The 20,890-nt window shown below is 40.4% G+C and carries 26 protein-coding genes and 1 pseudogene; 23 read left to right on the forward strand and 4 right to left on the reverse strand.

The window, feature by feature from the left end; translation table 11 throughout:
• Window positions 1-144 precede the first annotated feature (144 nt).
• The 6 genes from MKY14_RS04745 (at window position 145) to MKY14_RS04770 (ending at window position 6,039) form a co-directional block, all read left to right on the forward strand.
• Window positions 145-894, forward strand: coding sequence for a sulfite exporter TauE/SafE family protein (locus tag MKY14_RS04745; protein WP_340975898.1), 750 nt, complete (start codon window positions 145-147; stop codon window positions 892-894).
• A 188-nt stretch (window positions 895-1,082) separates the two neighbouring features.
• Window positions 1,083-2,126, forward strand: a complete 1,044-nt coding sequence (locus tag MKY14_RS04750; RefSeq protein WP_339191195.1) for a LacI family DNA-binding transcriptional regulator — start codon at window positions 1,083-1,085, stop codon at window positions 2,124-2,126.
• Window positions 2,127-2,136: 10 nt separating this feature from the next.
• Window positions 2,137-3,297 carry a Gfo/Idh/MocA family protein gene (locus MKY14_RS04755; RefSeq protein ID WP_076185992.1) on the forward strand — a complete coding sequence of 387 codons (1,161 nt, stop codon included), beginning with the start codon at window positions 2,137-2,139 and terminating at the stop codon, window positions 3,295-3,297.
• A 25-nt stretch (window positions 3,298-3,322) separates the two neighbouring features.
• On the forward strand, window positions 3,323-4,045 hold the full coding sequence (locus MKY14_RS04760) for a ThuA domain-containing protein (protein ID WP_076194326.1): 723 nt from the start codon (window positions 3,323-3,325) through the stop codon (window positions 4,043-4,045).
• 20 nt (window positions 4,046-4,065) lie between these two features.
• Window positions 4,066-5,169: a Gfo/Idh/MocA family protein gene (locus MKY14_RS04765; RefSeq protein ID WP_076194324.1), complete on the forward strand. Its 1,104-nt coding sequence runs from the start codon at window positions 4,066-4,068 to the stop codon at window positions 5,167-5,169.
• A 75-nt stretch (window positions 5,170-5,244) separates the two neighbouring features.
• Window positions 5,245-6,039, forward strand: a complete 795-nt coding sequence (locus tag MKY14_RS04770; RefSeq protein WP_076185986.1) for a hypothetical protein — start codon at window positions 5,245-5,247, stop codon at window positions 6,037-6,039.
• A gap of 89 nt (window positions 6,040-6,128) precedes the next feature.
• Here MKY14_RS04770 and MKY14_RS04775 read toward each other — a convergent pair whose 3' ends face one another.
• Together MKY14_RS04775 and MKY14_RS04780 are read right to left on the reverse strand one after the other, a co-directional pair.
• Window positions 6,129-6,950: a DUF2785 domain-containing protein gene (locus tag MKY14_RS04775; RefSeq protein ID WP_076194322.1), complete on the reverse strand. Its 822-nt coding sequence runs from the start codon at window positions 6,948-6,950 to the stop codon at window positions 6,129-6,131.
• Between the two features lie 28 nt (window positions 6,951-6,978).
• Window positions 6,979-7,863: a helix-turn-helix domain-containing protein gene (locus MKY14_RS04780; RefSeq protein WP_076185982.1), complete on the reverse strand. Its 885-nt coding sequence runs from the start codon at window positions 7,861-7,863 to the stop codon at window positions 6,979-6,981.
• Between the two features lie 124 nt (window positions 7,864-7,987).
• On the opposite strand from MKY14_RS04780, the gene MKY14_RS04785 reads away from it, so the two are divergent.
• Genes MKY14_RS04785 through MKY14_RS04795 form a run of 3 tightly spaced genes read left to right on the forward strand, consistent with a single transcriptional unit; the run spans window position 7,988 to window position 10,440 of the window.
• Window positions 7,988-8,875, forward strand: coding sequence for a sugar phosphate isomerase/epimerase family protein (locus tag MKY14_RS04785; RefSeq protein ID WP_076129303.1), 888 nt, complete (start codon window positions 7,988-7,990; stop codon window positions 8,873-8,875).
• An 18-nt stretch (window positions 8,876-8,893) separates the two neighbouring features.
• Entirely contained in the window at window positions 8,894-9,925 is a 1,032-nt protein-coding gene (locus MKY14_RS04790) for a Gfo/Idh/MocA family protein (RefSeq protein WP_248548185.1), read from the forward strand.
• Between the two features lie 41 nt (window positions 9,926-9,966).
• Window positions 9,967-10,440: a GNAT family N-acetyltransferase gene (locus MKY14_RS04795; RefSeq protein ID WP_248548186.1), complete on the forward strand. Its 474-nt coding sequence runs from the start codon at window positions 9,967-9,969 to the stop codon at window positions 10,438-10,440.
• Between the two features lie 62 nt (window positions 10,441-10,502).
• On the opposite strand, the gene MKY14_RS04800 is transcribed toward MKY14_RS04795, so the two are convergent.
• On the reverse strand, window positions 10,503-10,997 hold the full coding sequence (locus MKY14_RS04800; protein ID WP_280752851.1) for a hypothetical protein: 495 nt from the start codon (window positions 10,995-10,997) through the stop codon (window positions 10,503-10,505).
• A 170-nt stretch (window positions 10,998-11,167) separates the two neighbouring features.
• Between MKY14_RS04800 and MKY14_RS04805 the strand changes: the two genes are divergently transcribed.
• The 10 genes and pseudogenes from MKY14_RS04805 (at window position 11,168) to MKY14_RS04850 (ending at window position 16,908) form a co-directional block, all read left to right on the forward strand.
• Window positions 11,168-12,034 carry a S66 family peptidase gene (locus MKY14_RS04805; protein WP_076217938.1) on the forward strand — a complete coding sequence of 289 codons (867 nt, stop codon included), beginning with the start codon at window positions 11,168-11,170 and terminating at the stop codon, window positions 12,032-12,034.
• A gap of 17 nt (window positions 12,035-12,051) precedes the next feature.
• Window positions 12,052-12,624, forward strand: coding sequence for a DJ-1/PfpI family protein (locus tag MKY14_RS04810; protein WP_076105584.1), 573 nt, complete (start codon window positions 12,052-12,054; stop codon window positions 12,622-12,624).
• Window positions 12,625-12,655: 31 nt separating this feature from the next.
• Window positions 12,656-13,162: a DUF2569 domain-containing protein gene (locus tag MKY14_RS04815; protein WP_340975903.1), complete on the forward strand. Its 507-nt coding sequence runs from the start codon at window positions 12,656-12,658 to the stop codon at window positions 13,160-13,162.
• Between the two features lie 30 nt (window positions 13,163-13,192).
• The gene (locus MKY14_RS04820; RefSeq protein WP_076278990.1) at window positions 13,193-13,720 is read left to right on the forward strand and encodes a ClbS/DfsB family four-helix bundle protein; all 528 of its coding nucleotides are present in this window, start codon (window positions 13,193-13,195) and stop codon (window positions 13,718-13,720) included.
• 15 nt (window positions 13,721-13,735) lie between these two features.
• Entirely contained in the window at window positions 13,736-14,251 is a 516-nt protein-coding gene (locus MKY14_RS04825) for a TlpA family protein disulfide reductase (RefSeq protein ID WP_076185973.1), read from the forward strand.
• A 10-nt stretch (window positions 14,252-14,261) separates the two neighbouring features.
• Complete coding sequence (locus MKY14_RS04830; RefSeq protein WP_076185971.1) at window positions 14,262-14,765, forward strand: GNAT family N-acetyltransferase; 504 nt, start codon at window positions 14,262-14,264, stop codon at window positions 14,763-14,765.
• Between the two features lie 332 nt (window positions 14,766-15,097).
• Window positions 15,098-15,538, forward strand: a complete 441-nt coding sequence (locus tag MKY14_RS04835; protein ID WP_175617375.1) for a hypothetical protein — start codon at window positions 15,098-15,100, stop codon at window positions 15,536-15,538.
• Between the two features lie 44 nt (window positions 15,539-15,582).
• A complete protein-coding gene (locus MKY14_RS04840; protein ID WP_339173994.1) occupies window positions 15,583-16,308 on the forward strand; it encodes a DUF5071 domain-containing protein in 726 nt (241 codons plus the stop codon).
• A 43-nt stretch (window positions 16,309-16,351) separates the two neighbouring features.
• Window positions 16,352-16,678 (forward strand): annotated as a pseudogene (locus MKY14_RS04845) (PhzF family phenazine biosynthesis protein); the annotation flags it as partial.
• A gap of 14 nt (window positions 16,679-16,692) precedes the next feature.
• Window positions 16,693-16,908, forward strand: coding sequence for a sulfurtransferase TusA family protein (locus tag MKY14_RS04850; RefSeq protein WP_076129310.1), 216 nt, complete (start codon window positions 16,693-16,695; stop codon window positions 16,906-16,908).
• A 2-nt stretch (window positions 16,909-16,910) separates the two neighbouring features.
• Here MKY14_RS04850 and MKY14_RS04855 read toward each other — a convergent pair whose 3' ends face one another.
• Complete coding sequence (locus tag MKY14_RS04855; protein WP_076135116.1) at window positions 16,911-17,795, reverse strand: LysR family transcriptional regulator; 885 nt, start codon at window positions 17,793-17,795, stop codon at window positions 16,911-16,913.
• 173 nt (window positions 17,796-17,968) lie between these two features.
• On the opposite strand from MKY14_RS04855, the gene MKY14_RS04860 reads away from it, so the two are divergent.
• The 4 genes from MKY14_RS04860 to MKY14_RS04875 all read left to right on the forward strand — a co-directional run bounded on the left by MKY14_RS04860 (window position 17,969) and on the right by MKY14_RS04875 (window position 20,840).
• Window positions 17,969-18,658 (forward strand): YeeE/YedE thiosulfate transporter family protein, encoded by a 690-nt coding sequence (locus MKY14_RS04860; protein ID WP_076135115.1) that lies wholly within the window; start codon window positions 17,969-17,971, stop codon window positions 18,656-18,658.
• A gap of 66 nt (window positions 18,659-18,724) precedes the next feature.
• A complete protein-coding gene (locus tag MKY14_RS04865; protein WP_076129313.1) occupies window positions 18,725-18,952 on the forward strand; it encodes a sulfurtransferase TusA family protein in 228 nt (75 codons plus the stop codon).
• A gap of 22 nt (window positions 18,953-18,974) precedes the next feature.
• The gene (locus MKY14_RS04870) at window positions 18,975-19,535 is read left to right on the forward strand and encodes a YeeE/YedE thiosulfate transporter family protein (protein ID WP_232061338.1); all 561 of its coding nucleotides are present in this window, start codon (window positions 18,975-18,977) and stop codon (window positions 19,533-19,535) included.
• Window positions 19,536-19,619: 84 nt separating this feature from the next.
• Entirely contained in the window at window positions 19,620-20,840 is a 1,221-nt protein-coding gene (locus MKY14_RS04875) for an FAD-dependent oxidoreductase (protein WP_340012542.1), read from the forward strand.
• Window positions 20,841-20,890: the final 50 nt, after the last annotated feature.

Below are 20,890 nucleotides of genomic sequence, written 5' to 3' on the forward strand. Positions count from 1 at the left end.
TGATCCTCTATTAATATCTGTTTTAGTATAATTAATATGTTATAATTAGAAGAGTGGAAATAAGGAATGTATTCAGATGTTCTGGAAATGTGAGGACTTTATGCACAATTACGGATGGATGAGATTAGGAGGAGGATTATACGATTGAGCGTTACAATAATTACACTAGTCGTAGTAGCAGTATTTATAGGTGCCTTAATGAGAACCGTGTTTGGTTTTGGTGAAGCGATTGTGAGCATGCCACTGCTTGCACTGCTCCCGATTCCTATACATACCTCAGTTTCTTTGATTGGATTGGCAGGCCTCACGGTTGCCTCACTTACAGTTGTGAGTGGGTGGCGGCATATAGAACGACCTATTTTGATTCGACTAGCACTCTCAACAGTGATAGGAATTCCTGTAGGACTAGTCATGCTTTATTTAGCACCTGCAAGTGTAATTATGACTGGACTTGGTATATTTTTGATTGTTTATGGAGTTTATTCGGTGATTAAGAAGAGAATATTTAAGACGATCGATCATCCCTTGCTTAAGGCAAAAGGCTGGGTGTATCCTTTCGGATTCGCTTCGGGTGTCCTTGGCGGTGCTTATAACTTTAATGGTGTCCCTGTCGTGATCTATGGTACTTTAAGACAATGGAATCCGGATCGTTTTCGGGGTACGTTGCAAGCTCATTTTCTTATTTCTGGTGTACTCGTTGTAACGGGTCATGCTATCGGGGGATTGTGGACGGTGGATGCTCTTATTCTTTATGGATATTCTATTCCAGCAATTCTCTTAGCTACGGTGCTTGGGGTATATGTGAATAAACGTATTCCTGCTAAAAAATTTGAGAGTTACTTATTTCTGATTATCATTTTACTTGGTGTCCTAATGCTAGTACCTCGCGGATAGTTGAAAAGAAATAGAAAGACGTTCTTCTCCTTAGTGTATATGAACGTCTTTTAAATTTATCCAATCTTAGGGTTGACGAAGAGCCTTGTTCATGAGAAAATGTACGCGCGTACATTAAATGAATGCGTTTTCGAATAGCGAATTGAACGAGGCTTAATGTCACTGTTCATAACCTATGAGAAGGAGGAATTTATATCGCCAGCCGTAAAGAGGTTGCCGAGCTTGCAGGTGTCTCAGAAGCCACAGTGTCTCGCGTGTTAAACAATGTTGGTCCGATTAAGGAAGAAACGAAGGAACGTGTGTTGGCAGCTGCACTGAAGCTAGGCTATACCCCTAGTTCACTTGCTCAGAGCTTTGCTCGTAGACGGAGCGGGAACTTGGGTGTAGTGATGCCTTATTTGCCGAAAGCCCGCTTGTTCTCCACTTATTATTTTTCGGAAATATTAAGTGGAATAGGGAGCAAGGCGCGAGAAGAGGGTTATGATCTGTTAATGCTGTTTCGGAATGCCGAAGAGCCAATGGATTATAACGAGTTGTTTAAGATGCGGAAGATCGATGCTTGCATTGTGCTTGGCGCTAAAGAAGAGCCAGGTGAGCTAGCCTCACTCCGCCGTTTGAAGGAAGAAGACCATCCTTTTTGTCTGATTAATCAGCATTTTGCTGGGGAAGCTTTTCACGAGGTGGATGCCGATCATGTCGAAGGAAGCTGGCAAGCAGCTAAACACTTACTGGAACAAGGTTTTACGAGGATTGCTTTTCTAAATGGGCCAGAATCTTATTCCAACAGCCGAGATCGTTTAACGGGGTATACCCGCGCTTTGGCAGAGGTGAATCTTTCTGTAGATTCTTCACTTTTGTTCGAAGGTAACTTTAGCCGGAAAAGCGGAATTATAGCTGCCAAAGAAATGTTACCTTTGCTGAATGAGATTGATGCGATTATGGCCGCTAATGATCGGATGGCCATAGGTTTGCAGCAAGGGCTGCAGGAGCTAGGAATACCAAGGGATCGCCTGCCAGCTATTGTGGGTTATGATGATTCGGAAGCTGCGGAGCTTACCACACCTGCATTAAGCAGTGTGCGGGTTCCCTTTTATGAACTAGGTGAACTTGCCGCAGCCCAAATCATTGAATTGCTGGGAAACAATCTGGCAGAAGTACCCGTACCAGCCGTACAGATCAAATTACCGACAGAACTAGTTATACGAGCTTCATCTAAATCTATCAACACTTAGGAGGAATAAGATGAAACAGCTTCGCATTGGAATGATCGGTTATAAATTTATGGGTAAAGCCCACAGTAATGCTTATCGCAGTTTGCCTATGTTTTTCCCGAAAGCGCTTAAACCGGAAATGTCTGTAATCTGTGGACGTAATAGTGAAGCGCTTGGAGAAGCTGCATCGCAGTTAGGCTGGGCGGATTGTGTTACGGACTGGAAGGATCTGATCGCTCGAGAGGATATTGATCTTATAGATATTAATGCTCCCAGCAACGCGCATAAGGAGATAGCTTTGGCAGCAGCCAAAGCAGGTAAACATATTTTTTGTGAAAAACCACTTGCGCTGACCTTGGCGGATTCCCGTGAAATGCTGCAAGCTGCTGAAGACGCGGGAGTTACACATATGGTTGGTTTTAATTATCGCTTTTCTCCGGCAGTTCGACTGGCTAAGAAGCTCATAGAGAGTGGGCGGCTGGGAAAGATTTATCATTTTCGGGCTTGGTTTCTACAGGATTGGATAATAGATCCGGATTTCCCTTTAGTGTGGAGACTGCAGAAGGATATCGCCGGTTCAGGTTCGCATGGAGATCTGGGGGCGCATCTCATAGATTTGGCTCATTTCTTAGTAGGTGATATGAAGGAAGTAATCGGCATGAGCGAGACCTTCATAAAAGAGCGTCCGCTCGCCGCTGAAATGACTGGTTTAAGCGCTAAAGGAGATAAGGATGCACCCAAGGGTAAGGTTACCGTTGACGATGCCACCTTATTCTTAGCCCGTTTTGATAATGGTGCTCTGGGCAGCTTTGAAGCTACAAGATTCGCAGCGGGTCATCGCTCTACCAATTCTTTTGAGATCAATGGGAGTCTTGGCAGTGTGAAATTCGACTTCGAACGTATGAATGAATTAGAAGTTTATTTGACCTCGGATGCAGAGGATGTACAAGGTTTTCGCCGTGTGCTGGCGACCGATCCTGCTCATGAGTATGCAGAGGCTTGGTGGCCACCAGGTCATACGATTGGTTTTGAACATACGTTTATTCACGAAATGCTGGAGCTTTCTAACGCAATTGAAGAAGGTCGTCAGCCAGAACCGAATTTCAATGATGGAGTGAAATGCCAAGCGGTGTTAGAGGCTGTAGAACGCTCTATTGATGAACGCCGGTGGGTCGATTTATCCGAGATGTAATCTAACCTTAGAAGGAGTGCTGAAGATGAGAAAAGCATTGATTGTATGGGGCGGTTGGGAGGGTCATGAGCCTGAGCAGGTCGCTGATATATTCGCTAAAATGTTGCAAGAGGAACAGTTTGAAGTTGAAGTATCGAATACACTGGAGGCTTTTGCTGATGCAGATAAGCTTCTTGGACTAGATTTGATCGTGCCGGTATGGACAATGGGCACAATCGAGCAGGATTTTGTGAATCATGTCTCCGCAGCTGTACAGCATGGAACAGGTCTTGCCGGTTGCCATGGCGGGATGTGTGATTCTTTTCGTAATAATGTAGATTGGCAGTTTATGACGGGTGGACAATGGGTAGCTCATCCTGGGAATGACGGCGTTAACTATACCGTAGAGATTTGTCAAAGCTCAAGTCCTCTGGTAGAAGGATTAGAAGATTTCAGTGTTTGCTCAGAGCAATATTATCTGCATGTAGATCCAGCTGTTGAAGTTCTTGCTACGACTCGTTTTCCAGTAGTTGAAGGGCCTCATTCGTATAATAAGGCTGTTGATATGCCAGTAGCTTGGACAAAACGTTGGGGCTTGGGCAGAGTTTATTATAATTCACTGGGGCATCATGCGGACATTGTAGATCAGCCGCAAGTGCGTGAAATGATGCGCAGAGGATTAATATGGGCAGCTGAAGGTAAAGCGCAAGCATTATCCAATGTTTCGGAGGTTATGAATAGCTATAGTGGAATGGCAGACAGTCAATAAATTCTGGGAGCGATCAGCGAATGGATAAAGTCAAAGTTGGTATTATTGGATGCGGTAAAATCAGTAGTATCTATATGGAGAACTGTCAAAAGTTCGAGATCCTTGATCTAGTTGCATGTGCGGATTTAGATTTGGTGAGAGCACAAGAACAAGCGGATAAATACAATATTCCAAACGTCTATACCACAGAACAATTACTGAATGATCCAGAGATAGAAATCGTAATCAACTTAACGATTCCAGCTGTTCATGCGGAAGTATGCCTAAAAGCTATTGAAGCAGGTAAACATGTATACGTTGAGAAACCTCTAGCTGTGACGAGAGAAGAAGGCCGCAAAGTTCTGTCAGCTGCGCGGGAAAAGGGAGTACTTGTGGGCAGTGCACCGGAGACATTCTTCGGAGCGGGAATTCAAACGGTTTTGAAGCTGATAGATGAAGGAGTAATTGGCGAACCTGTTGCAGCTACTTCGTTTATGCTGGGCCGTGGACATGAGCATTGGCATCCAGATCCGGAATTTTATTATGCCGCTGGTGGAGGTCCAATGTTCGATATGGGTCCTTACTATTTGACGGCTTTGGTGCAGCTGTTGGGTCCTATTCATACGGTTAGCGGAATGACTGGGAAAGCGCTGGAAGAACGTACGATTACAAGCGAGAAGAAATTTGGGAATAAAATTCCTGTTCAAATTCCAACTCACGTAGCCGGAACCTTACGATTTGAAAATGGTGCCATTGCAACGTTGATTACAAGCTTTGATATCTTTGGCGGGAGCAACCTGCCGCATATAGAAATCTACGGAACGCTAGGAACGATTCAAGTTCCAGACCCGAATAACTTTGGGGGTCCCGTGAAACTCCGGCTTATGGGTGAGAATGAGTGGACGGAACAGCCGTTGTTGTCAGGGTATGATCAGAATACCCGCGGGATTGGACCAGCAGATATGGCTTACGCCATTCGGACGGGTAGAGAGCATCGTGCCAGTGGAGAACTGGCTTATCACGTATTAGAAGCAATGTGGGCTTTCCATGATTCTTCTGATGCTCATTCATTCTACGAAATGGAAAGCACCTGCACTCGTCCTGCGGCACTTCCAATCGGTCTTGCTCCTTATACTTTGGATTAGAGAATTCTTCCTGAATCTGCAACCTATCACTTCCGGTCTTCGTTTGAGAAGATGAAGAGTGGAGGTGTTAATAGGATGCGTAAGATAATTATTGGTTGGATATGGATTCCCGTTGTTATTTTGTTAATCAGTGGCTGTTCAGAGGCTCAACAAGCGAATAAGGAGCCGGTTCCAACTCCTGTAATTAGTTCAGAACCACAAATTTTAGCTTCTACGAACCCCGCAATGGATGATCCAGGCGCGGTTAAGACTTTCTTATCAGCTCAGAAGATTCCTAACGGAGATATTTATCTGCAAGATAACAAGGTTCATATTAATATTGTAGGTTTGAACTCGGAGATTGAGCAAAGCCTTGCTCAGACTTTCACTGCAGGTACTTATGAGCTTCATGATGTGAAATATACGATGCAAGAGTTATTAGCTGCTCAAGAATTGTTGCATGAACAAGAACTATACCAGAAGCTGAATCTCTACGGCTCTGGTGTAGATACGATTGGTAATAAAGTAACTATTACCATTCCGTCAGATGATGCGGAAGCAGCTAAGCTTGAAATTGAAAAGTGGATCGATCCAAAGATGTTGACCTATGATATTTCAGAAATAGGTGATCCGCATGTAGTAGGTACAATCGTTGATATCGATACTAAACAGGCGAAGCGGATTCTAATCCTTGAACCTGGTAACGAAGATCCATCTTACTGGTTCACATTCAATGCGAAATCTGAAATGTTTAATGAAGCTGGAGAGACCATCAGCTTTAAGGATTTACAGGTTGGACAGCAGGTTAAGTTATGGAATACAGGGATGGTGCTGGAATCTTTTCCCGCGCTTGCGAGTGTGCGGAGGATGGAGCTAGCAATTACTGAATAATCTAATAGACCCGTCAACAGGTAGCAAGTGCTCCACGTATTTGAACTGTAGATGGAAAGTGAGGGTGCTCTAACCCTCACTTTTTTTAATTAGGAATAGTATACTTTTTCTACTTTGTATAATGTATGCTCGATTGTTGGACAGAGATTGGCATGTACTTTGTAATATTTAACTCGAAAATATAAACTTTTCAAAAAGTTCTTTATATTATTTTTTTGTTTAAAGGCAGGAAGAAATTCTGGATTTTTCTCCACATCACCAAAACTTTGAATCCATTGCTCTACATAAGTCTGACTAAGCATTTTTCTATCTAAAACACTCATTATGGATCTTACCATTCGCTCATCTTCCCCATCGGAGTATATTCGATCTGTTATGGTCATCTTTTCGTAAACCAAATCGAGGATAGTTATGAGGTCATTTTCATCCAGTTCGGAGCATTGAGCCAATTCATCTAAAGTATCTGCTGCATGGGCTATAGCATGAGCCCAGCCTTTTTCTTCGTCATACCCCCGGTAATCCCGCTCATTTTGCACACTGCAAAATACCTTCTCTTTTATCTGATGAATTTGCTCTCTTGAGAGAAATGGTGATTCTTTATGCCTCATGAAGAGGAGTGGGATAACTAGCATAGAGAAAGATCTGGTAAAGACAGAGTCTGTATTGGTTTCGCCAAGCTTAAAATGCAAATGGTTTTTATCCAAGATAACGGGTATAAGTTGTTCCAGTCCGTTTGTAGTTAGAGAATTACCTGGGATCCAATGAGAAAAAGTTGTATAAATTAGCTCATCCCGTAGTTGGGCATCTAAAGAACCAATGTTATTTATCATTTCTTGTACCAACTGGAAGGTATCGGAAGGTGCTTGGTAATCATTTTCTTTTATGCATATCAACGTTTCTTTTAAATTCATTTTATAATCTCCTATTTTCCAGTGTGAATTATTTTCTAATACCGGATGGTGTAGTTCCTTTATATTGCTTAAACAGCTTGGTAAAATAATTAGGATTGTCGCAGCCCACTCGTCCAGCAATCTCCGTTACAGTAAAATCTGTCTCCAGCAGCAGTCGTTCTGCTTCATTTACGCGGCAAAGATTAACATAATCGATGAAGGTTCGGCCGGTGAGCTTCTTAAAGGTTTTGCAGAAATGGTATGGATTTAGATTAACGGATCTCGCGGCGCTTTCAATAGTCATTTTCTCATCAAAATGGTTCTCCATGTACTCCAGCAATGGCTTAAAACGCTCACGATTGAAGGATTGACGTTCATTTGTTCTGCCAGAAACCTGCTCAGGCAAAAAGGTACGGGAGAGCAATACAAAAAGTAGATGAAGTTGATTTTTGATGATCAACTGAAATGCAGGACCTTTCTGATGCACTTCATCCACGATAGTGTTCAGAAGAGAGTAATAAGTAGAACAGGTTGGAACTAGTGCCGCTGGTTTAACTGGTAGCTGATATCGATTCTCCAAATAGGGAGCTACGAATTGTTCATGTTGAGGATCTTGCTTCCAATCTTTAAATAAAGAACTATGAAATACGACGGATATAAATCGGACATGATCATCCCGCAGACTATATCCAACATGCAAACCTCCAGAAGGAACAAACAAAACCTCTCCGGGATGCAGTTCGTAGGGCTTGCTGTCGATGTGGAAAATGGCGCTGCCTGCTTGCATGATAATGATTTCGAAATGCTCATGCCAGTGTAGAAAAAGGATGTTCTGGCCGATTTTCGCATGTCTGCATTCATTAAAAAACAATCGAAACGGATAGGTGTTTCCTTCTAATTGAGGGTATTCTTTAAGATCATTAGGATAGCTCAATATTTATTCAACTCCCACAATATACGACTATATAAACACAATATAATAAGAGTTTTAAGCTCAAATGCAGTATATACTCGGGTTATAGAACTTACTATAAACCAATATTGGAGTGGTACACAAGATGAAGGATACAATGCGTATAGGCACATTAGTTGGAGGCGGAGATGCTGTTAGAGTGATTCCGCAAATCGTAGGTCATGGCTTCGAATCTTTTAGCTTAACCTTCTGGCAGACTACAGGTGAAACAGATCTTGTGGAAACTGGTAAGCGTGTGCAAGAACTTGCGGCAAAACATGATTTTGTGATTTCATCGGTTGGCATCTTTGGCAATCCTTTGACGAATACGGGTGACAATTCCGATGCATTAGCGAGCTGGGAACGGCTTATTGATCATGCTCATGTATTTGGTACTGATATGGTATCAGGATTCACGGGACGACTACCAGGAGTGTCCATTGATGAATCGATTCCGAAGTTTGCCGAGGTATTTGGTGAGCTGACAAAAAGAGCAGCAGATCGCGGAGTAAGAATTGCTTTTGAGAACTGTTCCATGGATGGCAATTGGACTTCAGGGGACTGGAATATCGCTCATCATCCAATAGCCTGGGAAAAGATGTTTAACGCTGTCCCTGCTGACAATATGGGACTCGAATGGGAGCCCTGCCATCAGATGGTGCAGTTGATTGACCCGATTCCACAGCTGCGCAAATGGACAGATAAGATTTTCCATGTACACGGCAAGGATGCCACCATCGCTTGGGATATTGTAAAAGAATATGGAATCCACGGCCCGAAACCTTATGTATGGCACCGTACTCCGGGTTTTGGTGATACGAACTGGACGGATGTTATCTCCATTTTGCGTCAGGCTGGTTATAAAGGAACCATTGATATTGAAGGTTGGCATGATCCTGTCTATCGGGATGAACTGGAAATGATGGGTCAAGTACATGCCTTGAATCATTTAAAACAATGCCGCGGGGGCAGCTTTGTGCCTAATCCGCTTTAATAAGTCAGGGGGAGAAATATGACAGCACAGTATCGGGTAGTAGTTGCAGGTTGCGGAGGAATGGCTAATGCATGGATTGAATACGCTTTATTGCGTACAGATACTAAGATCGTTGCTCTAGTAGATATAAGGTTGGAGTCGGCTGAGGCGATGGCCGTGAAGCATGGGATTTCATGTCTGACGTTTACGGATATTAAGCAGGCGATACAGGAGACCGCAGCAAATCTCGTCTTTGACGTTACTGTTCCCGGAAGTCATTTCAATATTTCTAGCACTGCATTGGAACTTGGGTGTAATGTGTTTAGTGAGAAACCTTTAGCTGAGACTATGGAGGAATGTAATAAGATTGTTGAGATCTCGGAACGGACTGGAAACGCTCATGCGGTGATGCAGAACCGCCGTTATGATCCTCGTATTCGTTCTTTAAGAAAAATCATAGAATCAGGAACGATTGGTAGAACAGGATTTATCGGTGCAAGCTTTTTCCTTGGGGCTCATTTCGGGGGGTTCCGTGATGTTATGAAAAGTCCGTTGCTGCTGGATATGGCGATTCATACCTTCGACCAGGCCCGGTTTATTAGTGGCGCGAACCCTGTGTCCGTATACTGTCAGGAGTTTAATCCTCCCGGTTCATGGTATGAGGGGAATGCGTCGGCAGTGTGCATTTTCGAGATGTCCGACGGTTCAATATTTACCTATCAGGGATCTTGGTGTGCAGAAGGTGCATCCACGTCATGGGAAGCTTCTTGGCGGGTTAACGGGGAGAAAGGAACCGCAATCTGGGATGGTCATGAGCTGCCATATGCTGAGGTAGTTACTGCAGGAGATCAGAGCGATATGTTCATTCGTGACGTAAAGCGTGTAAAGGGTGAAAACGTTGAGATGAGTAAAACATTCCATCAAGGGTGTTTGGATGAGATGTTCTTGTCATTGGCAGAGCAACGTCCTGCAGAGACGAATTGTAGAGATAATCGGTATAGTATGGCAATGGTGTTCGGAGCGCTGGAAAGTGCTGAATCTGGCCGGAAAATCGATCTAGTGGAGTTTTGAGATTGACTTCTGTTACTACAATCGCCAGCAAGGAGATCAAAATGAATATTAGAGCTTACCGAGAATCGGATCTTATTCAAATTATCTCATTGTTCTACGAAACAGTTCATTCCGTAAACAAACAAGACTACTCACAGGAACAGCTGGATGCTTGGGCACCTAAAGAGGAAGAGGCACTTAAGCTTAATACTTGGAGAGCTTCTTTACGTCAAAATATCACTTATGTAGCCGAAATTAATAATATTATTGTGGGCTTTTCTGATATGACAGCAGAAGGACATTTGGATCGATTATATGTTCACAAAGATTACCAAGGGCAAGGTGTAGCCTCTGCATTGGCGAATAAGCTTGAATTGAAAGCAAAAGAACAGGGTCTTTATGAAATGGATGCCGAAGCAAGCATCACTGCTAAACCTTTTTTTGAACGACTGGGATACCAGCTTATTGCGAAACAAAGTATAGAACGAAAAGGTGTTCTGTTGGTCAATTATAGGATGAGCAAAAAAATAATGTAATTCAAAAAAGCAGGTTGCTCATTAGAGCAGTCTGCTTTTTATGATAAGAAGGATATTCAAATTCACCCATCAATCAAGTTCATTAATGCTACAGTATCAAATCGATCCCCTTGAACTAACCATTTACCGTCCACATCAAAGAGAGTCAATATACCTTCCAAAGGTACACGTTTACTTTCTTTGTCATCCTTATCCAATAAAACAAGATCCACCGTATATTTTAACTCGACAATATCCTTTTTTTGTTCGGAAAGGTTGAATTTTAGGTTTTCCGGTTTTAAAGAAAGCTTTTGTGTATCAGCGATTTTAAATGGGATAGTTGTAATTCGGTTCGCTATAGCCTTTTCGGAAAAGTATTCTGTAAAATACGGTTTCATCTCTTCATTTCGCGCAAGAATGGATTCATCAGACATTAAATCCTCAGAAGCCTTGACGGTATATTCTATATTTTTATATTTCTCTGCGGCTTTAGTAGCATCATCTACTTCTGAACTACATCCCATAATTAACGCCAGGGATAATAATATCATGCTTAATATCAACGGTGATTTACGCATTAGTACACCCCCAATGTATTTGATCTTGCATTATTATACTTATATTACCATGTTGTGGTTTCATAATTTCAAGAAGAAAATGATTCAAATCCCTAAATATGGTATGGTGTAAATATGATCGTAAATTTGAGGAGATTAAACTAAAAAGTAGAATCGAAAGGATTATTAAAATGAACACAACCTTAAAATTTACTCACGGGAATAAAGTAGGACTGATTGCTTGTTCAGATGGTGTGAGAGTAGAAAACCTAGCAAAAGTAGAGGAATTAAAAAGAGTTTTGCATTCATTTGGACTCCATGTAGTGGTGGCTAATACTTTGTTTAGAAAAGAGGGTTATTTCAGCGGCAATCCCATGGAAAGAGCAGTGGAGCTGAATCAACTATTTAAAAATACTGAAATTAGCGCGATATTCGATATTTCAGGTGGGGATTCTGCCAATCAGATCTTAGAGTACATAGACTATGAAAGTATCCGAATGACCCCCAAACCCTTTTTCGGAATGAGTGATTTGTCAGTTATTTTGAACGCTTTATATACGCAAAATAATTCGAAATCCTATCATTATCAGTTGATGAATTTAGTGTCTTCTGATGGGGCGGAGCAGCAAAGGGCTTTTTATCGAACATTCTTCGAGGGTCAAAACGATCTTTACGATTTCCGGTATCATTGGGTTCGTGGTAACCAGATGAGCGGGATAGTAATCGGGGGGAATATTCGCTGCTTTTTGAAGCTGGCAGGGACAAGCTATTTTCCGGATCCTTCGGACAAAATTTTATTGTTGGAGAGTTTAAGTGGCAGAGCTAACAAAATAGTCTCCTTTTTTGCTCAGCTCCAGCAATTGAAATATTTTGATGCTTGTGCTGGATTGATTCTAGGGTCGTTTTCAGAACTTGAGAACTTTAATGAATTCCCGATAGTAGAAGAGTATGTGAAGGAAATTAGCCATTCCGCCTCCATTCCTATCATAAAGACAGCTGAGATTGGGCATGGCAGTAACAGTAAGTGTATTGTTGTGGGTGATAAAATCACTTTGTAAAAAAGGTGGAGTGTGCGATGGGCAAAATTCTTTGCTTCATATCTGATGATTTTGCGGATTTTGAGATTACCTTGGCACTACATAAGATTAGAAATGTTGGAAAAAAAGAAGTGTTATCCGTAGGATACAGTTATGAATCTGTAGTTAGCGAATCTGGTCTGACTTATCAACCTGATTTGGTCCTCAAAGAAGCAGTTAAGCTTAATGATATTGAAGGGCTAATTATTCCCGGAGGTCCGATTGTAAATCAAAAACAGGATTTAACTGATCTGATAAACCATCTTGATCGAGAAGAGAAGATGCTGGCAGCCATATGTCATGGACCACAGTATTTAGGACGAGCGGGCATTTTAGACCATTGTAAATTCACTACTTCGTGTTCAGTAGAAAGAATCAGTAAACTTAATGTAGATGATCCATTTCCAAGAGACAATTATGTTGATAAGAGAGTAGTTAGAGATGAACATATCATTACTGCTAAAGGCCGTGCATTTGTTGATTTTTCATTTGAAATCTTTGATTATTTAGGGATTTATCAGGATCTAGATGAAGAAAAAGAACAATTGTTTAGGGATATTATGGATAAATAGCAGTGATAGATGATAAACAGGGAGAGTTGACGTGGAAACTAATTTAAACGAAAAGAAAAATGATTATAAACCATTAGGGATATCAGGACTTGGGGGATGGTTGATTCTTGTACAAATCGGTCTTTATGGGACGATTATCATTCAGTTGATGCAGCTTTTTCAGGATTCTTTTACAGCATTTGATGCCGATATCTGGACTGCTTTTACTTCTAAAGGTTCGGATTTCTATCATCCCTTGTGGGGATTTATAATTGTTTTTGAAACCACTTTCAATATAGCTATATTAGCGTTTAGTGTATATATTCTAATTAATTTCTACAGAAAAAAAGCATTTTTACCACGGTTATTGATTATTTTCTATATTGCAATCCCTGTAGTAGGAATCATTGATGTTGTACTTCTTTATCAAATTCCGCTTGCCAGAGAACTTGGAAATGGAGATTCACTCAAAGGGATCATTAGGTCAGTGTTTACGTGTGCAATTTGGACTGCATATTTATTGAAATCAGAGCGAGTACATAATACGTTTGTAAAGTAATTTAAAAAAGTGTTTTAAAGGAGGGGTATGATGTCTACACAAGATTATCTATCAAAAGAAGAATTGAAAGATGCGATTCATATTGCCTATCAGTCTCTTGATCATGAATTTGATGGCATTGAGCACTCCCAAAGAGACAATCGTATGGAAGGGGTTGATCGTACCCCAGCAGAAATCATTGCTTATCAATTGGGCTGGTTGAATCTTATTATGAAATGGGATAAGGATGAAAAAGCAGGGTTAACCGTTATTACACCTTCACCGGATTATAAATGGAATCAGCTTGGCGGATTATATCAATCGTTTTATCATACATATGCTGCCTACTCATTAGACGAGTTAAGATCTTTATTTCAAGAGACAGAGCATCAGTGGCAGAACTGGATTGATTCTTTAAGTGATGAAGAACTTTTTACGCAAGGCGTGCGGAAATGGACAGGAAACAATCCAAGATGGCCAATGGTCAAATGGATTCATATTAATTCAGTAGCACCGTTTAAGACTTTTCGTTCTAAGATTCGCAAATGGAAAAAGCTTAATGTAACTAAGGAAGTATAAAAGGACGGATTATTTTTGAAGAAGATATCTATTATTGTAAGTACATTTATATTTTTGATTGCATTAAGCTCGATTATACTTGTCGTAGTAAACAACACTTCTAAACCCATTAAGAGTCCTGAGAACATTGAACTAAAAGAGTTGGCGAATGGAAACAAAATACAAGTGGACTTCACGGAGAAACCCACTGTATTCGTATTTTTCACCTCATGGTGTCCATATTGTAATGACGACGCTCCTAAGATTGTCTCATTGTATGAGAAATATAAAAATAGAGTGAACATATACGGAATCAATTTGCTTTATCAAGATGATCTTTCTGAAGTAAAACAATACGTGGCGGATTACAACATAAAGTATCCTGTTCTCCTAGATGAAACAGGTGATCTCCATAAACAATTTGGTGAACAAGCTTTTCCTGCGTTGTTTTTTATAAACTCTGATGGCAAGGTCATGGATCAAATTATTGGCTCGACTGATTTTGACGCAATTGAGAGTTCGTTTAAGATTTTCATTAAAAACTATGATTAAGGAGGTTGAAATGAATACGATCCATTTAGAGGTTTTTGCAGCAAAAGATCAATCGGATGTAGATATATTTTGGGGACTTTTTAATAGTTACATTAATGAATTATCTCTCCACGTATCTATGGGCGATGATTTTGACCTGGATTACTTTTATTCAGACGAGTATAGAGAGATCATTGAAGAGCTAAGAACAAGAGATATAAATCCTTTAAATTTGTTTCTTATACATAAGGACGGTACTGTGCTTGGATTTTTAATGTATGTTACTTATTTTGATGAGGGTGGAAAGTGTTTTTTAATGGAGTATTATATTGAACCTACGTATCGGAATTTAGGGTATGGTGAATTTGCCTATTCAATGGTCGAAAAACATGTTTATGCAGACGGTGCAAAGTATATCGAGTTAACCCCGACTAATGATGCAAATGAAAGGTTTTGGCGCAGTGTGGGGTATATGAAATCAACGGATATGGATGAGGATCATAAATACATTTATCGGAAATCACTTTGTATCTAAATCGTAAGGAGTTAATCCCTATGATCAAAAAAAGAAAGAAACTCATAATCATCACCGCATTTCTTTCATTTTTGCTTCTGATGCTGATTGTTGTCTATATGATAAATCCTCAACCTTTTATGTAGAACCAGATTTTACAGAGGTCACAACAACGATACTTTTGAACGATATTGATCCAGACGGATTTAACGCGGATGTGATCGCCCATTCAGAAATTAATAGATGGTTTGGAATCTTTGTCAGGTTTAGTGGAGCTTATTGATGGATTAAATAATGGAAAAGATTTCAAAACAATCTATAAATCAATCGAATCCCAAAGCTAGGAGGTTGAGATGAAGAAATTCATTATTGTAATTCTAGCCATAATTGCTTTATTGCCATTACATGCGGTCTACGCGGATTGGGCCGGTTCGTTTGTTGTTTATTCAGGTGACATCTACGAAATATCAGACGATGAACTCATCCCCTCCGAAGAAATCGATAAGAAGATAGGGCATGTAACTAAATATTCCGATGAGGAAGGCACGTACAGGGGGAATTTCTCGAATATTTATCCTAAAGGTACGCCCTACTACTCAATTATCAATACCGATCCAAAAGATTACATTGCTATTAAGACCCAAGAGGATATCTTTGTAAAAGCTTATAATAAAGGCCATTATCCCAATGATGAATTGGTTAAAAAAACGATTTGGATGTATTTCTTATTGGGGACATCGGTTATCGTCTTATTAATAATTTGGATAATGAAGCGGAAGAAAGCAGTGTTGTAGCTAGAACGGCGTGGTGGAAAATTCAAGTTCAAAGGGTGAATCTAGTGGAAGAAGCATCTAGTCTAATCAAAAAATTATCATGGCACACACGCGAAGAGGAAAAGGAAGATGCAATTAATAAGCTACAATATATAAAGGATGAAGCTTTGCATTTATTAGTACAACCTATATCAAAAGACTATTGGGATGGAGCGGCTGAAACAGTCATACGTTTAGGATATCCACGTGTGAAAAGCATATTGCCGGGTTTGCTTGAATGGATACAAGATTTAAATTGGCCAGGTGCGGGGGAAATAGCTGGTTTTTTACTTGAAATAGGGGATCCGATGATTCCATATGTTAAAGATGTACTAAATCAACACAGCGATGATCAAGAATGGGTGTATTGGATTTTCGAAAAATTAATTGATCATTGGAACACGAAACAAGTCCAACAGATACAAGCAGAATTAATTAAGATTTCACAGGAAAAAGCCAATGACCTATCGGCATTAAGAATCTTATTAACTCACGGTATATACGCAAAAGATGTGGTCTGTGAAATAATCCAGCACAAAAAAGATGTCCTTGTATTTGAACTCAAGGAACTTCATGATACTCATCTTGATTGTGAAGCTCTTCATAAAGAATTCTTAAATCAGCAGCCTAATGTAATTAAACAGTTTCATGAGCACAATAAAGACCGTTTTTATATATGTAATGCGATATCTAACCGCCAAGAAGTTTTAAGAGAAATAGAAATTTTTACTGCTGAGTTTCTCACTTCGTGAAGTTATCAAGCTTTATTGAAATAAATTGAAAGGAGACTAACCAATGAACAACATAAAAGTACTTCATTATGATGCTTTTTCTCCTTATCCCAACAAAGGAAATCCAGCTGGTGTAGTATTAGATGCGGCTCATTTGAGCGAAAGTGACATGCAAGCGATAGCTCATAAGGTCGGTTTTAACGAAACAGTTTTTGTAGTCTCATCAGATGTAGCTGATTTAAGGCTTAAGTATTTTACGCCAGGCCATGAGATCAATCTTTGTGGACATGCTACAATGGCATCTTTATTTGCTTTAAAAACAAAGGGGATCCTTGGTGAAGCTGGCTCGATAAAGATCGAAACAAACGTGGGGGTGCTACCCATTCAATTCAGTATGGTAACTTCATGATTGAAATTGATTGTCTGGGAGAAATCTGTCCAGTACCAGTAATGATGTTAAAAAAACATCAAAAAGCCATTCAAAATGGCGAACAGGTGATGCTGGTTACTGATCATAGCTGCGCAAAAGTTTCCATCACGGATTACTGTCGTGGTTCAAATTTGAAATGTACCATCCAAGAAGTTATTAATGGGGTATGGGAGATTACGATTGAGATATAAGTTCAACACAATGTATCAATCAATGTCTTTTCTATATAACGAATTAATTGTTTCGTATCATTGTCACAACGCTGATTATGTTTTTTTACCATGTAGACATCGTTATTTACTTGGAACTGATCAATATGAATAATCTTGAGTTGTTTACTATACAACTCTTTTTTTATGGACATATAAGGCAGAAAGGCAACACCATGTCCTCTAATTGCAGCAAGCTTTACCGCCTCAAGGGAGTCCAGATTAAACAGTATGTTTAATTTAAGCTCACCCGCAGATATGTTATTTAAAGCCCTTTGCACACAATGAAGCTGTGAGGACCAGATTAACGGATATTTAGGGAGCTCATTCAGTGTGATTTTATCAGGACAAACGGTCGTACTGCTTGCCACTAGCATAACTTGATCAGAAAACACCATATTGGAGCTTAATTCAGATTTCGGGGAAGGCCCGGAAATAAAGCCAACATCACCTTCTTCAAGAAGCAAACGTTCTTCTACCAGTGACGATGCCCCTTCGTTTAGAGTGATATGGCAATTGGGAAAATGCTTTTTTACCTCATATAAAGTACATGGCAGGGCATAATTACAGACTTCTGGAATCGCATAAATAGACAGCTCATGTTGTGTTGGCTGTAAATGATTGATCTCTGTGACCATATCATCATACAATTTACAGATTTGCTCCGCATACTTCTCTGCTATAATCCCTGCTTCTGTTAGGCTGGCCCCTTTATTACTTCTCACAAAAAGCTCAGAACCCAAGGTATTCTCCCAGGATTTCAACTGCTGACTCAGTGCGGATTGGGTGATATGAGATTTCTGAGCGGCTTTAGATATACTTTTTAACGAAGCAATATCTAAAAATAATTTAAGCGTTTCCATATTCATACTTATTCCTCCTGTTGCCCGCTGTTAGTGCAAACTATAGCATACTTGATTACGCTCCATCTGTGCCATTAGTAACACTTATACAGCATAAAGAAAGCAGATAACCACAGCGCAAATAAGTATGTTACTATTTTCACATAGTCAATTACATAAAACGATGGAGGTGTTAGACTATGGGGCAAACCGTAAGTCCCGAAACGAAATCAACTCGAACCAGAGCTCCTAGAAAACCTAAAAAGAGTCAGTTGCCCATCGCGTTGCTGGTCACAGTTCTCATTATTGGGTTTGGTTTTTTCCTAGACCATTCCCACGATAAAATGGTTGTCTACCTGCTTTTCGGTATTTCGTTTGGCGTTATTTTGCAAAGATCACGTTTCTGTTTTACTGCATCACTTAGAGATCCATGTATTACAGGCAGCACATCGGTAACAAGAGCTGTACTGATAGCATTTTCTCTCGCTACGATCGGATTTACAGCCATAAAGTATCCAGCATTCCTGGAAGGTAAACCGATTCCTGGGATGGATAATGTGGGTCAAATCAGTTTTGCTTTGATAATTGGCGCAGTATTATTCGGAATAGGCATGGTTATTGCAGGGGGTTGCGCTTCGGGTACATTGATGCGTGTAGGTGAAGGATTCACGATGCAGATGTTGTCACTTGTGTTTTTTGTCATTGGGTCACTTTGGGGATCACATGATATGGGTTGGTGGAGAGCTAACGTTATAAAGGATGCACCCACTGTATTTTTACCAGACGTCTTTGGTTGGCTTGGAGCGCTAGTTGTTCAGTTCCTGATCATTCTTCTGTTGTACATCGCTGCAGTTAAATGGCAAGAGAAAAAGATGGGAAGCGCAGATTAGTTTAAGTTATTACGTGAATATTTTCACTATTAGGAATTTTAAAAAATATAAAAGGTGGTTTTTAAGATGGCTGAATTTACACTTGATTGCCTGGGAGAAGCTTGTCCGGTACCGTTAATGAGAACAGAAAAGAAAATGACTGAACTAAATGTTGGAGACGTTCTAGTTGTTGCTATTGATCATAGCTGCGCAATGAAAAACGTACCAGAATGGGCGAGAAAACAGGGACATAATGTGGAAATCGAAGAGGTCGATGATGGCGAGTGGGAAGTTGTTATTGAGAAGGTAAAATAGGATCGCTAAGTAGGAAAGGACGGTGAATGAAACGGTGAACGAATTCTGGTTGAAGATATCGTCTAACCGCTTTTACAAGCAATTGCTCAAAGAACCGTTTACTTATGTAACTGGAGCTGTACTTCTCGCTGTGTTCGCTACAGCACATCTGGCTGTTTTCTCAAAAGGATGGGGAGTAACCAGCGCCTTCGCGGACTGGGGAGCTTGGGCGTATCGACTGGTAGGAGGAAATGTAGATAACTGGGCTTACTTTAGTACGGAGAAAGCTCAAAAAACATTATCTTCCGGATTTTTGAATGATGGTGGGTCTATTCGAAATGTAGGGATTATCTTAGGTGCATTAGCAGCGACATTGTTTGCTTCCGAGTTCAAGCTTAAGAAAATTAAGTCCAAAAAGCAGGTAGTGGCGGCTGTACTTGGTGGGTTGCTCATGGGGTACGGAGCTAGACTGGCTAATGGATGTAATATAGGTGCATTATTTACGGCTATAGCTTCTTTATCGCTTTCAGGCTGGATTTTTGGATTGTTCCTGCTGGTTGGTGCATTTATAGGCAGTAAATTATTAGCCAAATTCTTTATGTAAAAGTGAAATAGGCTGAGCTTATAGTGCTGACGAGAGTCAGCCTATTTTATTGAAATCATAGTCTACACAGGAGGGTCAATTGAAATGGAAAAGAAGACAGAACAGTATGATGTCGTCATTATCGGTGGCGGGGCTGCTGGATTAACAGCAGGGATCTATTGTGGACGAGCAAAATTGAAGACACTTCTTTTGGAAAAATCGCTGGTAGGCGGTCTTGCGACTTATACTAATGAAATAGAAAATTATCCTGGTTTTCCTGAAGGAACGACCGGAACAGATCTTATGGGATTATTTCATAAACAAGCCAAAAAATTTGGTGTGGATTTCAAAATGACAGATGTCAAATCTGTCTCGGCAGCGGAAGGGATTAAAGTAGTGGAAACCTTTCGGGTTCGATATGAATGTAAAGTCATTATCATAGCCAGTGGAGGAAAACCAAGAATTACAGGTGCAGCTAATGAAGATATGTTCTTATATGATAAAGGAATTTCCTTTTGTGCAACCTGTGACGCTGCGGCAAATACGGGGAAAACAGTTATGGTCGTTGGCAGTGGTGATGCAGCTATTGAGGAAGGGATGTTTCTGACTAAGTTTGCAGATAAAGTGATCGTATCTGTCATGCATGATCATGGGAAAATGGATTGTAATGAAATTGCCAAAACGCAGGCACTAGAAAACCCTAAAATGGAATTCATGTGGAATACGGTGGTAAGTTCTTTCGAAGGTGAGGAACGTTTGAATTCCGTCGTCCTGAAAAATTTAAAATCTAATGAACTGCAAAACGTAAAGGTCGATTCATGTTTCTTATTTATTGGATACACCCCTAACACAGAAATTTTATCAGGGGTAGTAGATCTAAATCGTAATGGATATGTACTTATTAATGAGAAAATGGAAACGAATATACCTGGGGTCTTTGCAGCAGGAGATGTGTGCGATAAATTTCTAAAACAAGTTGCTACCGCTGTTGGCGATGGTGCCATTGCAGGGTATGGTGCAGAGAAGTATATATCTGAATGTGAGGTGTATGAGCATCAAATTCTGAATCAAGGCAAAGCATCTGTTGTTTATTTATGGAATGCCACAGATCCTTCCTGTCGGGAGTTATTGCCTCTAATTGAGGGATTTGAGCAATCCCATTCGGATGTCAGGGTCACAAAGGTAGATGTATATAAGTCACCCGGACTTGCTGCCAAGCTAGGAATAGATTCAGTTCCTTCTATTGTTTATCTAGATGATGGAAAGATCCAAAGAGTAATTACTGAAAAGATAAATGAAGAAATACTGAGGACTCTTGCTAATTAAGGAGAAAGTCAAAGACACATGCAGATGTTATCTCTGTATGTGTCTTTTTT

It is taken from the genome of Paenibacillus sp. FSL R5-0887, from assembly GCF_038002305.1.
GTDB classification, from domain to species: Bacteria; Bacillota; Bacilli; order Paenibacillales; family Paenibacillaceae; genus Paenibacillus_AQ; species Paenibacillus_AQ odorifer.